Source organism: Pseudomonas sp. CM25 (assembly GCF_013179705.1).
Taxonomy (GTDB): Bacteria; Pseudomonadota; Gammaproteobacteria; order Pseudomonadales; family Pseudomonadaceae; genus Aquipseudomonas.
Genome location: NZ_JABMCW010000133.1, coordinates 1 through 13,969, shown reverse-complemented (window position 1 = coordinate 13,969; position 13,969 = coordinate 1). Strand labels below are relative to the sequence as shown.

14 protein-coding genes, 1 tRNA gene and 1 pseudogene are annotated in these 13,969 nt (G+C 62.5%); 9 read left to right on the top strand and 7 right to left on the bottom strand.

Annotated elements, in window-relative coordinates; all coding sequences use genetic code 11:
- The 5 genes from HP546_RS15415 to HP546_RS15395 form a co-directional block, all read right to left on the bottom strand.
- Positions 1-528 (bottom strand): 1-(5-phosphoribosyl)-5-[(5-phosphoribosylamino)methylideneamino] imidazole-4-carboxamide isomerase (locus HP546_RS15415; protein ID WP_172227032.1); only part of this gene is annotated, 528 nt, incomplete at its 3' end.
- 27 nt (positions 529-555) lie between these two features.
- Positions 556-816, bottom strand: a complete 261-nt coding sequence (locus HP546_RS15410; protein ID WP_172227029.1) for a DUF2164 domain-containing protein — start codon at positions 814-816, stop codon at positions 556-558.
- Entirely contained in the window at positions 817-1,455 is a 639-nt protein-coding gene (gene hisH / locus HP546_RS15405; protein WP_172227026.1) for an imidazole glycerol phosphate synthase subunit HisH, read from the bottom strand. It lies immediately after the preceding gene.
- Positions 1,456-2,049 carry an imidazoleglycerol-phosphate dehydratase HisB gene (gene hisB / locus HP546_RS15400; RefSeq protein ID WP_172227023.1) on the bottom strand — a complete coding sequence of 198 codons (594 nt, stop codon included), beginning with the start codon at positions 2,047-2,049 and terminating at the stop codon, positions 1,456-1,458.
- Positions 2,050-2,330: 281 nt separating this feature from the next.
- Positions 2,331-3,992 (bottom strand): OFA family MFS transporter, encoded by a 1,662-nt coding sequence (locus HP546_RS15395; protein ID WP_172227020.1) that lies wholly within the window; start codon positions 3,990-3,992, stop codon positions 2,331-2,333.
- 385 nt (positions 3,993-4,377) lie between these two features.
- On the opposite strand from HP546_RS15395, the gene HP546_RS15390 reads away from it, so the two are divergent.
- The 4 genes from HP546_RS15390 (at position 4,378) to HP546_RS15375 (ending at position 8,135) form a co-directional block, all read left to right on the top strand.
- Complete coding sequence (locus tag HP546_RS15390; protein WP_172227017.1) at positions 4,378-6,636, top strand: AsmA family protein; 2,259 nt, start codon at positions 4,378-4,380, stop codon at positions 6,634-6,636.
- Complete coding sequence (gene mutY / locus HP546_RS15385) at positions 6,633-7,700, top strand: A/G-specific adenine glycosylase (RefSeq protein ID WP_172227014.1); 1,068 nt, start codon at positions 6,633-6,635, stop codon at positions 7,698-7,700. The genes HP546_RS15390 and mutY overlap by 4 nt, the downstream gene beginning before the upstream one ends.
- Complete coding sequence (locus tag HP546_RS15380; protein ID WP_172227011.1) at positions 7,697-7,969, top strand: oxidative damage protection protein; 273 nt, start codon at positions 7,697-7,699, stop codon at positions 7,967-7,969. Before mutY ends, HP546_RS15380 begins: the two co-directional genes overlap by 4 nt.
- Positions 7,970-8,059: 90 nt before the next feature.
- Positions 8,060-8,135, top strand: a tRNA-Phe gene (locus tag HP546_RS15375).
- 213 nt (positions 8,136-8,348) lie between these two features.
- On the opposite strand, the gene HP546_RS15370 is transcribed toward HP546_RS15375, so the two are convergent.
- Positions 8,349-8,885, bottom strand: a complete 537-nt coding sequence (locus tag HP546_RS15370; RefSeq protein ID WP_172227008.1) for a hypothetical protein — start codon at positions 8,883-8,885, stop codon at positions 8,349-8,351.
- A gap of 131 nt (positions 8,886-9,016) precedes the next feature.
- Between HP546_RS15370 and HP546_RS15365 the strand changes: the two genes are divergently transcribed.
- Entirely contained in the window at positions 9,017-9,460 is a 444-nt protein-coding gene (locus HP546_RS15365; RefSeq protein WP_172227005.1) for a hypothetical protein, read from the top strand.
- A gap of 90 nt (positions 9,461-9,550) precedes the next feature.
- Here HP546_RS15365 and gabP read toward each other — a convergent pair whose 3' ends face one another.
- Positions 9,551-10,936, bottom strand: coding sequence for a GABA permease (gabP, locus tag HP546_RS15360; RefSeq protein ID WP_172227002.1), 1,386 nt, complete (start codon positions 10,934-10,936; stop codon positions 9,551-9,553).
- A gap of 640 nt (positions 10,937-11,576) precedes the next feature.
- Here gabP and HP546_RS15355 point away from each other — a divergent pair.
- The 4 genes and pseudogenes from HP546_RS15355 to HP546_RS15340 form a co-directional block, all read left to right on the top strand.
- Positions 11,577-12,350, top strand: a complete 774-nt coding sequence (locus HP546_RS15355) for an ABC transporter ATP-binding protein (protein WP_172226999.1) — start codon at positions 11,577-11,579, stop codon at positions 12,348-12,350.
- An 11-nt stretch (positions 12,351-12,361) separates the two neighbouring features.
- Positions 12,362-13,114, top strand: coding sequence for an ABC transporter substrate-binding protein (locus HP546_RS15350; RefSeq protein WP_172226996.1), 753 nt, complete (start codon positions 12,362-12,364; stop codon positions 13,112-13,114).
- 54 nt (positions 13,115-13,168) lie between these two features.
- On the top strand, positions 13,169-13,864 hold the full coding sequence (locus HP546_RS15345) for an ABC transporter permease (protein WP_172226993.1): 696 nt from the start codon (positions 13,169-13,171) through the stop codon (positions 13,862-13,864).
- Positions 13,861-13,969 (top strand): annotated as a pseudogene (locus tag HP546_RS15340) (ABC transporter permease); the annotation flags it as partial. The gene HP546_RS15345 and the pseudogene HP546_RS15340, both read left to right, overlap by 4 nt.

The following is a 13,969-nucleotide window of genomic DNA, read 5'->3' as shown; positions in this document are numbered from 1 at the left end:
CTGCATCATGCCGTCCTTGGCGATGTCGGTGTAGACGATCGCCGAGACGCCATCGGCCTCGAAACGCTTGGCCAGGTCGATGACCTGCACCGAGCTGACTTCAGCCCAGCCGTCGGTGGCCACGAAGCCGTCCTTGGCGTCCAGGCCAACGATGACCTTGCCCGGGAACGCCTTGCACGCCTCGGCGACGAACTCCGGCTGCTTGACCGCCTTGGTGCCGATGATCACGTAGCTGACGCCGGCCTTGACGTAGTGCTCGATGGTTTCCAGCGAGCGGATGCCACCGCCGATCTGGATCGGCAGGTTGGGGTAGCGCTTGGCAATGGCGGTGACCACTTCACCGTTGACCGGCTGGCCTTCGAAGGCGCCGTTCAGGTCGACCAGGTGCAGGCGGCGGCAGCCACCCTCGACCCATTTGGCAGCCATGCTGACCGGGTCGTCGGAGAATACCGTGGAGTCTTCCATACGGCCCTGGCGCAGGCGCACGCAGGCACCGTCCTTCAGATCGATAGCGGGGATAATCAGCATCTTGGGAACCTGTCTGTTCTTGGGGTTTCAGGGCTTCTCGAGCGCCCACAGATCACTTTCGATGCTCTCGAACCGCTCCTTGAGGTGCAGCTGAACATCGGCAATCGCCCTGTTGTAGTAATGGGGTGCAATTTCTTTGCTGAACAGGTCGAGGACCTCGGCCACCTCGAACGAGCCCAGTTGCAGCTCGAAACGGTCTTCGAGAAAGCGCTTGAGCGTGTCGAGCGCTTCGCGCTCCTGCTCGGGGGCCAGGGTAATGACCGGTGCCTTGGTCTTCGACTTGCTCATCTACCAGCGCCCGTCCCAGGCGACGAAGTTCTGCAGCAGCTGCAGGCCATGGGTATGGCTCTTCTCCGGGTGGAACTGCACGGCAAAGCGCGAGCCATCGGCCAGCGCGGCGGCAAAATCGACGCCGTAATGGCCGCGGCCGACCACCTGGCCCGGCTTGCCGGCATTGATGTAGTAGCTGTGCACGAAATAGAAGCGGGCACGGTCAGGGATGTCGTGCCACAGCGGGTGGTCGATGGCCTGGGTCACTTCGTTCCAGCCCATGTGCGGCACCTTCAGGTGCTCGCCGTCTTCTTCCAGGCCCTTGCCGAAGAAGCGCACCTGGCCAGGGAACAGGCCGATGCAGTCGACGCCGTTGTTTTCTTCGCTGTGCTCCAGCAGTGCCTGCATACCCACGCAGATGCCGAGAAACGGCCGATCCTGGCTGACTTCACGCACCAGGCTGTCGAAGCCCAGGCGGCGGATTTCGGCCATGCAGTCGCGGATCGCGCCTACGCCCGGGAACACCACGCGGTCGGCTTCGCGGATCACTGCGGCATCGCTGGTGACCAGCACCTTGCCGGCGCCCACATGCTCAAGCGCCTTGGCCACCGAGTGCAGGTTGCCCATGCCATAGTCGATTACGGCTACCGTCTGCATTTACAGGCACCCTTTGGTGGAAGGCATTTGGCCTGCCATGCGCTCGTCGAGGGTGGTGGCCATGCGCAGGGCGCGGCCGAATGCCTTGAACACGGTTTCGATCTGGTGGTGGGTGTTGTGGCCACGCAGGTTGTCGATGTGCAGGGTTACCAGGGCGTGGTTGACGAAGCCCTGGAAGAACTCCTGGAACAGATCGACATCGAAGCCGCCGACGCTGGCGCGGGTGTACGGCACATGCATCTGCAGGCCTGGGCGGCCGGAGAAGTCGATGACCACGCGCGACAGCGCTTCATCCAGCGGCACGTAGGCGTGGCCGTAGCGGAAGATGCCTTTCTTGTCACCGATGGCCTGGGCGAAAGCCATGCCCAGGGTGATACCGACGTCTTCGACGGTATGGTGATCGTCGATATGCGTGTCACCCTTGCACTCGATATCCAGGTCGATCAGCCCATGGCGGGCAATCTGGTCCAGCATGTGTTCGAGGAAAGGCACGCCGATATCGAATCGGGCCTTGCCACTGCCATCGAGGTTGATCGAGCACTTGACCTGGGTTTCCAGGGTATTGCGCTCGACGGAAGCCTTACGTTCGACCATCACCAGCTCCGCAAAATCATTGGGCGAAAAGGGTTCCATTATAGGCCCAGAACACGCCAGCTTGAAACGCGGATGACATATGGCAAGGCAAGCAATTACGGGGGGTTGATAGCGCTACAGGTCTATACAACCGCGCATGGTGCTACTTTGCAGGCCTATCGCCGGCAAGCCAGCTCCCACAGGCCCCCCACAATGTTCAAGGCCTGAGGTGTACCTGTGGGAGCTGGCTTGCCGGCGATAGGGCCGCTACAGCCGGAAAACTCAACCGGCTGCATCACTCGTCAATGGAACAGCACCGCCGTCTTCTGCAGGGTAATCCACACACCCCATGCCAGCGGCACAACCACCACAGCCCAGGCCAGCAGCACCAGTGGCACGCTGCCCGGCGCAGCCTTCCACTCCAGCGACCGCGCGCCATCAGCGCCCTTGTCGTGGCTCAAGGCCCGCTCGGCCGCCAGTTCGGCATCGCTCATGAAGTGCTTGTCCGCCACCGGGCGCACCAGCATGTTGCAGATGAAGCCCAGCACCAGCAGGCCGGCGAGGATGTACAGGGTCATGTCGTAGGCCGCCGCACGCTCCACCCCTGCCGCCAGCTGATATTCGCGCAGGTAGGTGATCAGCACCGGCCCGAGAACCCCAGCGGCCGCCCAGGCGGTCAGCAGACGACCATGAATGGCACCCACCATCTGCGTACCAAACAGGTCCGCCAGGTACGCGGGCACCGTCGCAAAGCCACCGCCATACATCGACAAGATGATGCAGAACGCTGCCACGAACAGCGCCACGTTGCCCAGGTGGCCCATGTTCGGCACCATGCTGTACAAACCCACGCCCAGGGCGAAGAAGGCGAAATAGGTATTCTTGCGGCCGATGTAGTCGGAGAACGACGCCCAGAAAAACCGCCCGCCAATGTTGAACAGGCTCAACAGGCCGGTGAAGCCAGCAGCAATCGCGGCAATCTGCGCCAGCTGGGCAGCGTTGAGCTGGCTGAAGGTCAGTTCATTGCCCAGCAGCTTGCCGGCGAACACTTCCTGCAGCAGCGGCGAAGCCATACCGAGAATGCCGATACCTGCCGACACGTTCAGGCATAATACCAGCCAGATCAAGGCAAACTGCGGCGTTTTCCAGGCCACACTGACGTGCACGTGGCGGTCGGTGACCATGGTATTGCCAGCCTTTTTCACCGGGGCTGTCCAGCCTTCGGGCTTCCAGCCGGTCGGCGGCACGCGATAAGCCAGGGCGCCGGCGGTCATGAACACGAAGTAGATTGCGGCCATCGCCACAAAGCTCTGCCACACGCCCACTTCCTGCGCATTGCCAAAATGCCCCATCAGCGCGGTGGCCAGCGGTGCCCCCACCATCGCGCCGCCGCCGAAGCCCATGATCGCCATGCCGGTGGCCATGCCACGTTTGTCCGGGAACCACTTGATCAGGGTCGATACCGGCGAGATGTAGCCCAGGCCCAGGCCGATACCACCGATCACGCCGGAGCCCAGCCACATCAGCCACAATTGGTGGGTTTTCACGCCAATGGCCGAAATCAGCATGCCGCCGCACCAGCACAGTGCCGATACCAGGCCGGCCTTGCGCGGGCCGGCGTGTTCCAGCCAGCCGCCCAGCACGGCCGCCGAGCAACCGAGAAAGACAAAGAACAGGGTGTAAATCCAGCTCAGCATCGAGATCGGCCAGTCGCACTCGGCGCTGAACATGCGGGCCATGAAGCCCATATCTGCGGCACAAGCAACCGGGGCAGTGATGCCGAGGGCTTGCGACAACGGCAGCCAGAACACCGAAAAGCCATAGGCCATGCCGATGCACAGGTGAATGGCCAGCGCGGCAGGCGGAACCAGCCAGCGGTTGAAGCCTGGGCGGGCGATGATGCGCTCCTTTGACAGAAAGCCTGGCGCACTGGCCGAGGCGCCCGTCGCGACGGTACTGCTCATGGATCTGATCCTTTTTATATGGATGTGCAGGCAAAGCGGCGCAAGGTTAGCAGTATCAAGTGGCGTGAAAGCAATCTGATATCGTTAATTCTTGCTTGGCTGAAACGGTCATTTTCCCTGTACCGGCCCCATCGCCGGCAAGCCAGCTCCCGCAGGTATAGCGCAGGCCTTGAAGGCTATGCGATCCCTGTGGGAACTGGCTTGCCGGCGATAGGGCCAATCAAGGCAAGCTTTTTTGAACAAGCAAAATCATGGCTGTCGAAAGCCGTACCATCTGTTGCAAACGTAGGAATCGTCCTGCATCTCTTGTCGAATACGCAGGGCCGTACACGGCGGCGCTATACTCTGCCGCTGAATTTCAAAATCGGACTACAAGGACTCGCCCATGAAAGCGTTCGGCAAAATCCTGGGACTGGGGCTTCTCGGGTTGCTGCTGATCATCGTGGCGCTGGGCTTCGCCCTGACCCACCTCTTCGATCCCAACGACTACAAAGACGAGATTCGCCAATTGGCACGCGACAAGGCGCACGTCGAGCTGACCCTCAACGGTGACATCGGCTGGAGCCTGTTCCCGTGGCTGGGCCTGGAGCTGCACGACGCCAGCATCGCCACCCTGAACACACCCAAGGCGCCGTTCGCCGACTTGCAGATGCTCGGCCTGTCGGTACGGGTGCTGCCGTTGCTGCGGCGCGAAGTGCAAATGAGCGACGTACGTGTCGAAGGCCTGAACCTGACCCTGGCGCGTGACGAACAAGGCCACGGCAACTGGGAAGACATCGGCAAACCGCTGCCCGCCCAGAACGGCGCCCCCGCCGATGCGCAGGCCCAGGCACCCGCCGAACAAAGCTCGGCGCCCGCCGCCAGCAACGACCGCGCCGTCAAGCTGGATATCGACAGCCTGACCGTGAACAACGCGCGCGTGCAGTACACCGATGCCAAGACCGGGCAGAGCTTCAGCGCCGAAAGCATCCAGCTGAGCACCGGCCCGGTCCACGAGGGCGCGAACATTGCGCTGAAGGCCAGCGCCTTCATCAGCGCCAGCCAGCCGAACATCAAGGCCCGCACCGAGCTGGCCGGCGAACTGCGCTTCGACCGCAAGCTCAAGCGCTACAACCTGGAAGACATGCGCCTGTCGGGCGAGACCTCGGGTGAACCCACCGGCGGCAAGACCGTGACCTTTGCCGCCCAGGGCCAGCTGCTGGTCGACCTGGCCGCCAATGTCGCCTCGTGGAGCGGCCTGAAGATCTCGGCCAACCAGCTGCGCGCCCTGGGCGAGCTGAACCTGCGTGATCTCGACAAGGCGCCGCAACTGAGCGGTGGTCTGTCCATTGCCCAGTTCAACTTGCGCACCTTCCTCGACAGCATTGGCCGCCCGCTGCCGGCTACCAACGATCCGGCAGCCTTCGCCAAGCTGGAACTGGTCACCCGCCTGCAGGGCACACCGACCAGCCTGGCCATGGAAGACCTGGCCGTGAAGCTGGACGACAGCACCTTCAGTGGCCGCGTGGCCGTCGAAGACTTCGCCAAACAGGCCCTGCGCCTGCAGCTTAAAGGCGACACCTTCGACGCCGACCGTTACCTGCCGGCCAAAAGCGAAGAAGCCAAGGGCGCCACTGCCGCACGCCAGGCCGAGGTCAAGCAACAGGAGGCCAGCGCCGTCGCCGGGGCCGGGGCCGGGGCCGGCAGCTCGCCGCTGCCTAACGCGCCGACCCAGGTGGCCTGGAGCAATGACAAACTGCTGCCGGTCGACCGCCTGCGCGCCCTCGACCTGCAGGCCGAGCTAAGCTTCGGCGCGCTGACCCTGGACAAGCTGCCGATCGAAAATGCCCAGCTCAAGGCCGTCGGCCAAGGCGGCCTGCTGACCCTGCAAACCCTGCGTGGCGAGCTGTACAACGGCACCTTCGAAGCCAAGGGCACGGTCGACGTGCGCCCTGCGGTGCCACAACTGGGCGTCAACACCAACATCCAGCGGGTGCCGGTGGAGCACTTCATCAAGACCGAAGGCAAGGACCAGGCGCCACCCGTCAAAGGCCTGCTGACCCTTGCCAGCGATCTCACCGCCACCGGCAACAGCCAGAAGGCACTGGTGGACACCCTCAACGGTAACGCACACTTCACCATCAACGACGGCGTGCTGGTCAACGCCAACCTTGAACAGCAACTGTGCCAGGCCATCGCCACGCTCAACCGCAAAACCCTTACCGGCGAGCCTCGTGGCAAGGACACCCCGTTCCAGGAGCTGCGCGGCAGCCTGGTGATACGCAATGGCGTCGCCAGCAACCCGGACCTCAAGGCCCGCATTCCTGGCCTGACCGTCAACGGCCATGGCGATCTCGACCTGCGCGTACTGGGTATGGATTACAACGTGGGTGTAGTGGTCGAGGGTGATCAGCGTGCCATGCCCGACCCGGCGTGCCAGGTCAACGACCGCTATGTAGGGGTTGAAGTGCCGCTGCGCTGCCGTGGCCCGCTGGAGCTGGGCGCCAAGGCCTGCCGCCTGGACCAGGACGGCCTGGGCAAGGTTGCCGCCAAGCTGGCCGGCAACCGCCTGAAAGACAAGATCGATGAAAAGCTCGATGACAAACTCGGAGACAAAGTGAGCCCGGAAGTCAAAGAAGCACTCAAGGGGCTGTTCAAGCGATGAGCCCCGAGCAGTTCTCCAGCGCAGTGCTGGATTGGTACGACCAGCACGGCCGGCACGACCTGCCTTGGCAACAGGGCATCAACCCGTATCGGGTGTGGGTGTCGGAAATCATGTTGCAGCAGACCCAGGTCAGCACCGTGCTCAACTACTTCGACCGCTTCATGCAGGCCCTGCCGACCGTGCAGGCCCTGGCCGAGGCGCCGGAAGACGAAGTGCTGCACCTGTGGACGGGCCTGGGTTACTACACCCGCGCGCGCAACCTGCAGAAGGCCGCGAAGATTGTCGTCGAACAGCATGGCGGAGAATTCCCGCGCAGTGTCGAGCAGCTCACCGAGCTGCCCGGCATCGGCCGCTCCACCGCCGGTGCCATCGCCAGCATCAGCATGGGCATCCGCGCGCCGATCCTCGACGGCAACGTCAAGCGCGTGCTGGCCCGCTTCACCGCCCAGGGCGGCTACCCCGGCGAGCCGAAGGTGGCTAACCAGCTGTGGGCCACGGCCGAGCGCCTTACCCCGCAGCAGCGCGCCAACCACTACACCCAGGCGATGATGGACATGGGCGCCACGCTGTGCACCCGCAGCAAGCCCAGCTGCCTGATCTGCCCGCTGCAGCGTGGCTGCGAAGCGCACCTGCATGGTGAAGAAACCCGCTACCCCGAGCCCAAGCCACGCAAGGCGCTGCCGCAGCGCCGTACGCTGATGCCGCTGCTGGCCAACCACGACGGCGCCATCCTGCTTTACCGTCGCCCGTCCAGTGGCCTGTGGGGTGGCCTGTGGAGCCTGCCCGAGCTGGACGACATCGCCCAGCTCGACGACCTGGCCTACCAGCACGGCCTGCGCCTGGCCGGCAGCCACGCCATGGACAGCCTGACCCACACCTTCAGCCACTTCCAGCTGGCGATCGAGCCTTGGCTGGTGCGCGTCGACCCTGTCGGCCAGCACGTGGCCGAGGCCGACTGGCTCTGGTATAACCTCGCCACCCCGCCGCGCCTGGGCCTTGCCGCCCCGGTCAAGAAGCTGCTCAAACGCGCGGCCGACGAACTGACTGCAGGAGACGCCCGATGACCCGCACCGTGATGTGCCGCAAGTACAAAGAACAATTGCCAGGCCTGGAGCGCCCGCCGTATCCGGGCGCCAAGGGCCAGGAAATCTTCGAACACGTCTCGCAGAAGGCCTGGGCCGACTGGCAGAAGCACCAGACCCTGCTGATCAACGAAAAGCGCCTGAACATGATGAACGCCGAAGACCGCAAGTTCATCCAGGCCGAGATGGACAAGTTTTTCGCCGGCGAAGATTACGCCCAGGCGGAAGGCTACGTTCCACCGGCCGAATGACCCCAAAAATCGTAAGCGACGGAATTAATTTAAAATTTTTTCAAAAAGTCGTTGACGGGCGGTCTGAAAATCTATTTAATTCACCTCGTCGCCCAGATAGCTCAGTCGGTAGAGCAGAGGATTGAAAATCCTCGTGTCGGCGGTTCGACTCCGTCTCTGGGCACCACCTTCAAGCTTCTGGTGGTTGCAAAGTTACCCGAAGCGACAACAAGAAACCCGCCTAGTGCGGGTTTTTTGTTGTCTGTGATTTTTTGCCGAGGGCCTGGCAGCCAACGCTTGGCTGCCACAGCCTGACGGTGTGTACTCGATGCACTGCAGTTCGGCCGGGCTTCACGCGGCTTAGTGGGAAACCCGTAACTCGCCCGGCCAACCTGATGGCCTAGAAGTTCGCCAAGGCGCTGCAATAGTCGGCTTTGCGCCTGGCCACCTGCTCGTTCGTGTCCAGGCGCTTGAGGGTGCCCCCACAGGCGCTGTAACCGTGCACCAACAGTTCGTAGTCGGCGCCTTTTTCCGGCACGAACGAGAACATGCCCAGGCAGTTCTGCACACTGTTGTAACCGGCCGAGCGACCGCCATCGAGAAAGTGCAGGGTAAACGGCTTGCCCGCCGGCACCAGCACCTCGCTGACCGCGTCACCCGCCTGGGCTGGCGCACCGGCAGGCATGCCGAGGGTTTCGCCGTTGCGGTCGGCAAAACCCTTGGTCGGTACGGCAATCACCCCGGCACCGGGGCTGTACCAGTCCACGCAGTCCTTTTCCGGTACCGCGCGCACCATGCCGTCGGCGATCACTCGCAGACGCGCGGTATCGCCGGCACTTGGCGAGCCATAGGGCGTGTTGAAGGATTTGACTGCGGCGATGTTGCCACAGCCGGCCAGGGCGGCGGCCAGCAGGCCGAGCATGACGGGTGCTTTCATCCGTGAATGTCCTGTGAGCGAATGCCGAATGTCCGGCAGCCTGACTCAGACCCAGCAATGCCGCTTGGGTTTCACTGCCATCTGCGATTCAATACGCACTTTTCCAGCACCACCCAAGGACCCTAGCCCCCATGGCCACCTCCACCAAGCAACAGAAACGCGCCAAGCGCGCCGCCAGCAAGGCCAAGCAAAACCGTATGGTACGCAGCGGCCAGGCGGTCAAGGCCAGCGCCGGCGACAGCGCCAGCATCGAGCAGGTGTTCAACAAGGCCATGGAATCGGACAGCTACAAAGAGATGTTCGAAAAGATGAAGGCAGCCCAGGAAAACGGCCTGGTACCGATGATCTCGGTGTTCCTGGTCGACCCGCTGCTGGCTTTGGTGCTCAAAGGGCACAAGGAAGAGCACGCCACCGACTACATCGTGCTGGTGTTCAATGCCTACCGCACCTGGCTGGACGGCGCTGACGAAGACACCACCATGGCCTGGCTGGAGAGCGACGAGTTCCAGGAAGCCTATATCGCCGCCTCTGAACTGGTGGCCAAGCAGCAACAGCTTCAGAAGCAGTTTGGCTGATAGACCTGCGTAACCCGCCCAGGCACTATCGCCGACATCAAAAAAAGGCCGCGCCCTGCACAGGACGCGGCCTTTTCATTGCAGTGCGGATCAGTTATCCAGCGCAACCCGCCCGGCAGCTTCACGCTTGCGGTGCACCAGCAAGCCCGCCGCCACCACACCAATGCTCAGCAGTGCAGTCGCGATGATTTCGGCACGGTGATCTTCTCGCAGCGCCATCACCACCAGCACCGCAACGATGAAGGCAATGGTCACCCAGGTCAGGCCCGGGAACAGCCACATCTTGAAGGAGATCTGCTCGCCGCTGGCCTCACGCTTGGCGCGCATGCGCAGCTGCGACACGGCAATCACCAGGTACACCAGCAAGGCGATGGCGCCGGAGCTGGCCAGCAGGAACTCGAACACCTGCGCCGGGGCCAGGAAGTTGGCGAACACGCAGAGGAACGCCGCCGCGGTGGACAGCAATACCGCCACATGCGGGGTGGCCGCCTTGGTAGTGCGCTGGGCAATGGCCGGGGCATCACCCCGCTTGCTCAGCGAGAACAGCATGCGCGAAGAGGTGTACAGCGCCGAGTTAAGGCAGCTGGTCACGGCGATCAGCACGACGATGTCGACGATCAGCTTGGCATTCGGCACGCCAATGCGGCTCAGCACGGTCTGGTAGGAACCGAGCTCGGCCAGCGCCGGATCGTTCCACGGCACCAGGGCCACGACCAGGAAGATCGACACCAGGTAGAACAGGCAGATACGCCAGATCACCGAGTTGGTGGCGCGGCTGATCTGCTTGCCCGGGTCCTTGGACTCGGCAGCGGCGATGGTCACGATTTCAGTACCCATGAACGAGAACATGGTGGTCAGCATGGCTGCCAGTACCGCGCCCAGGCCATTGGGCATGAAGCCCTGGGTATCGAACAGGTGGCTGGCACCGCTCACCTGGCTGCCTGGCACAAAGCCGAACAAGGCCGCACAACCCACGGCGATGAAGCCGACGATCGCCACCACCTTGAGCAAGGCGAACCAGAACTCGAACTCGCCGTAGTTCTTCACGCTGCACAGGTTGGTCAGGGTCAGCGCCAGGGTAATGATCAGCGAGAACGCCCAAAGGTCGACCGCAGGGAACCAGGCATGCAGGATGGCCGCGGCGGCGTTGGCTTCCAGCGGAATCACCAGCACCCAGAACCACCAGTACAGCCAGCCAATGGTAAAACCGGCCCAGCGCCCGATGGCGCGGTCGGCATAGGTGGAAAACGAACCGGTGTCCGGCGAGGCGACCGCCATTTCCCCCAGCATGCGCATCACCAGCACCACCAGCGTACCGGCGGCGGCATACGCCAGCAGCACGGCGGGGCCGGCAGCGGCGATAGCGTGGCCGGAGCCTACGAACAGGCCGGCACCGATGACGCCAGCGATGGACAGCATGGTGACATGCCGTTGTTTGAGCCCCTGAGCGAGGTCATTGGAATTGTTACCGCTCATAAAACTACCTTTGTAAGGAGTGGACCACTCCGACTGCGAAACCAGGCGCGCCTGGGGTTGGACTAGGCGTCGCTGCAATCGGCGGTTTCATGCTGGCAATAACCGCGCCAGCTGCTGAATCCATTCGTCATAATTGACTGCAAGCCTTCAAGGCTGCGCTTTGGAGGGCATTCGGCCAGACCATGACCGAAAGCCCGCCAAATCATCGGATTACTGAAATACTCACTTACAAATGCACCAAAGGTGCTCCTCGGTAACACCTATGCACCAGCGCAACGCCAAAAAGCGCAACCGCCGGGTACAACCTTGAAATCGCGTGACGGCCTTCGCGGGTAAACCCGCTCCTACAGGGATTGTCTGGTCTGTGGGAGCGGGTTTACCCGCGAATGGGTCAAAACCGCTTCCATGAGCAGGCCAAAGCTGGCACCATCGCGCCTTTTTTCATCAAGGCTCTGGTGCTGGGCGACACCTTCGCGGACATCTGCGCGACGTTACGCTGTAGCGATGCGACAAACCGCCCCACCAATGCCCAGAGTCCCTGGCGACCCTGTTGGCCGTCATAATGCCGCTATGCTAGCTTGGCGCACGCCAGGAAGGCCGCCAACAGCTGGGAACGCACCCGAACACATGAGGACCGCACATGGCTCAGGCCACGCCCGCGCTGGAAATCCGCAATCTGCACAAACGCTACGGCGAGCAGGAAATTCTCAAGGGTATTTCGCTGACCGCACGCGACGGTGACGTGATCTCCATCCTGGGGTCGTCCGGCTCCGGCAAGTCCACCCTGCTGCGTTGCATCAACCTGCTCGAGAACCCGCACCAGGGCGAAATCCTGGTCGCCGGCGAAGCCCTCAAGCTGAAGCCCGCCAAGAACGGCGACCTGTTCGCCGCCGACAACCGCCAGATCAACCGCCTGCGCAGCGAAATCGGCTTTGTCTTCCAGAACTTCAACCTCTGGCCGCACATGTCGATCCTCGACAACATCACCGAGGCGCCACGCCGCGTACTCGGCCAGAGCAAGGCCGAGGCCATCGAGGCTGCCGAAGCGCTGCTGAACAAGGTCGGCATCTACGACAAGCGCCACAGCTACCCCGCCCAGCTTTCCGGTGGCCAGCAACAGCGCGCCGCCATTGCCCGTACCCTGGCCATGAAGCCCAAGGTCATCCTGTTCGACGAGCCGACTTCGGCGCTCGACCCGGAAATGGTCCAGGAAGTGCTAAACGTTATCCGCGCACTGGCCGAAGAAGGCCGTACCATGCTGCTGGTAACGCACGAGATGAGCTTTGCCCGCCATGTGTCCAGTGAAGTCGTCTTCCTGCACCAGGGCCTGGTCGAAGAGCAGGGATCGCCGCAGCAGGTCTTCGAGAACCCGACCTCGGCGCGTTGCAAGCAATTCATGTCCAGCCACCGCTAACGGAGCAATACATGCACACTTACAAGAAGTTTCTCCTGGCAGCTGCTGCCACGCTGGTGATGTCGGCAAACGCCATGGCCGCAGAAAAACTGCGCATGGGTATCGAAGCCGCCTACCCACCGTTCAACAACAAGGATGCCAGCGGCAACGTGGTCGGCTTCGACAAGGACATCGGCGACGCCCTGTGCGCCAAGATGAAAGTCGAATGCTCGGTTGTAACCTCGGACTGGGACGGCATCATCCCGGCCCTGAACGCCAAGAAGTTCGACTTCCTGGTGTCGTCGCTGTCGATCACCGACGAGCGCAAGCAGGCGGTGGACTTCACCGAACCCTACTACTCCAACAAGCTGCAGTTCATTGCGCCGAAAAACGTCGACTTCAAGACCGACAAGGCTTCGCTGAAAGGCAAGACCATCGGCACCCAGCGCGCCACACTGGCTGGCACCTACCTTGAAGACAACTTCCCGGATGTCGACGTCAAACTCTACGACACCCAGGAAAACGCCTACCTCGACCTGGTTTCCGGCCGCATCGACGGCATTCTCGCCGACAAGTACGTGCAGTACGAGTGGCTGAAAAGCAAAGACGGCATGAACTACGAGTTCAAGGGCGAGCCGGTGATGGACAGCGACAAGATCGGCATTGCCGTGCGCAAGGGTGACACCAAGCTGCGCGACGACCTGAACAAAGCCCTGGCAGAAATCAAAGCCGACGGTACGTACAAGAAGATCAACGACAAGTACTTCCCGTTCAGCATCGAATGACCCGCCCTGACCGGCGCGCCCTTGTGGCGCGCCTGTCCCTAGAATGACCTGCCCATGAATATCGACCTGCACGGATTCGGTCCGGCCATGATGGCCGGCACCGTGATGACCGTAAAACTGGCGCTTTGCGCCTTGCTGCTGGGGCTGGTGCTGGGCCTGCTCGGCGCCCTGGCCAAGACCTCCCCGCTCAAGCCGCTGCAATGGCTTGGCGGTTTCTACTCGACCCTGGTGCGCGGCGTGCCCGAGCTGCTGTGGGTCCTGCTTATCTATTTCGGCACCGTGGGCTTGATGAACAGCCTGGGTGAAGCCCTGAACATGCCGGGCCTGGAGCTCAGCGCCTTCGCTGCGGGGGTTATCGCCCTGGGCCTGTGCTTCGGCGCCTATGCCACCGAAGTGTTCCGCGGCGCGATCCTGGCGATCCCCAAGGGCCACCGTGAAGCCGGCCTGGCACTGGGCCTGTCCAGAGGCCGCATCCTGTCGCGGATCATCCTGCCGCAAATGTGGCGCATCGCTTTGCCCGGCCTTGGCAACCTGTTCATGATCCTGATGAAGGACACCGCACTGGTGTCGGTAATCGGCCTGGAAGAAATCATGCGTCATTCGCAAATTGGCGTGACCGTGACCAAAGAGCCGTTCACCTTCTACATGGTCGCGGCCTGCATCTACCTGAGCCTGACCGTCATTGCCATGACCGGCATGCACTTCATGGAAAAACGCGCCGCTCGCGGCTTTGCGAGGGCCGAACAATGAATTGGGAAGTCATCTTCAAATGGCTGCCACGCCTGGCCCAGGGTGCGACCCTGACCCTGGAGCTGGTGGCCATTGCGGTGGTTGCCGGGCTGATCCTGGCCATCC

Excerpts from the sequence above, each read along its gene's own strand:
- HP546_RS15410 (WP_172227029.1), bottom strand. The coding sequence starts at position 816 with ATGAGCAAGTCGAAGACCAAGGCACCGGTCATTACCCTGGCCCCCGAG.
- hisH (WP_172227026.1), bottom strand. The coding sequence starts at position 1,455 with ATGCAGACGGTAGCCGTAATCGACTATGGCATGGGCAACCTGCACTCG.
- hisB (WP_172227023.1), bottom strand. The coding sequence starts at position 2,049 with ATGGTCGAACGTAAGGCTTCCGTCGAGCGCAATACCCTGGAAACCCAG.
- HP546_RS15395 (WP_172227020.1), bottom strand. The coding sequence starts at position 3,992 with ATGAGCAGTACCGTCGCGACGGGCGCCTCGGCCAGTGCGCCAGGCTTT.
- HP546_RS15390 (WP_172227017.1), top strand. The coding sequence starts at position 4,378 with ATGAAAGCGTTCGGCAAAATCCTGGGACTGGGGCTTCTCGGGTTGCTG.
- mutY (WP_172227014.1), top strand. The coding sequence starts at position 6,633 with ATGAGCCCCGAGCAGTTCTCCAGCGCAGTGCTGGATTGGTACGACCAG.
- HP546_RS15380 (WP_172227011.1), top strand. The coding sequence starts at position 7,697 with ATGACCCGCACCGTGATGTGCCGCAAGTACAAAGAACAATTGCCAGGC.
- HP546_RS15370 (WP_172227008.1), bottom strand. The coding sequence starts at position 8,885 with ATGAAAGCACCCGTCATGCTCGGCCTGCTGGCCGCCGCCCTGGCCGGC.
- HP546_RS15365 (WP_172227005.1), top strand. The coding sequence starts at position 9,017 with ATGGCCACCTCCACCAAGCAACAGAAACGCGCCAAGCGCGCCGCCAGC.
- gabP (WP_172227002.1), bottom strand. The coding sequence starts at position 10,936 with ATGAGCGGTAACAATTCCAATGACCTCGCTCAGGGGCTCAAACAACGG.
- HP546_RS15355 (WP_172226999.1), top strand. The coding sequence starts at position 11,577 with ATGGCTCAGGCCACGCCCGCGCTGGAAATCCGCAATCTGCACAAACGC.
- HP546_RS15350 (WP_172226996.1), top strand. The coding sequence starts at position 12,362 with ATGCACACTTACAAGAAGTTTCTCCTGGCAGCTGCTGCCACGCTGGTG.
- HP546_RS15345 (WP_172226993.1), top strand. The coding sequence starts at position 13,169 with ATGAATATCGACCTGCACGGATTCGGTCCGGCCATGATGGCCGGCACC.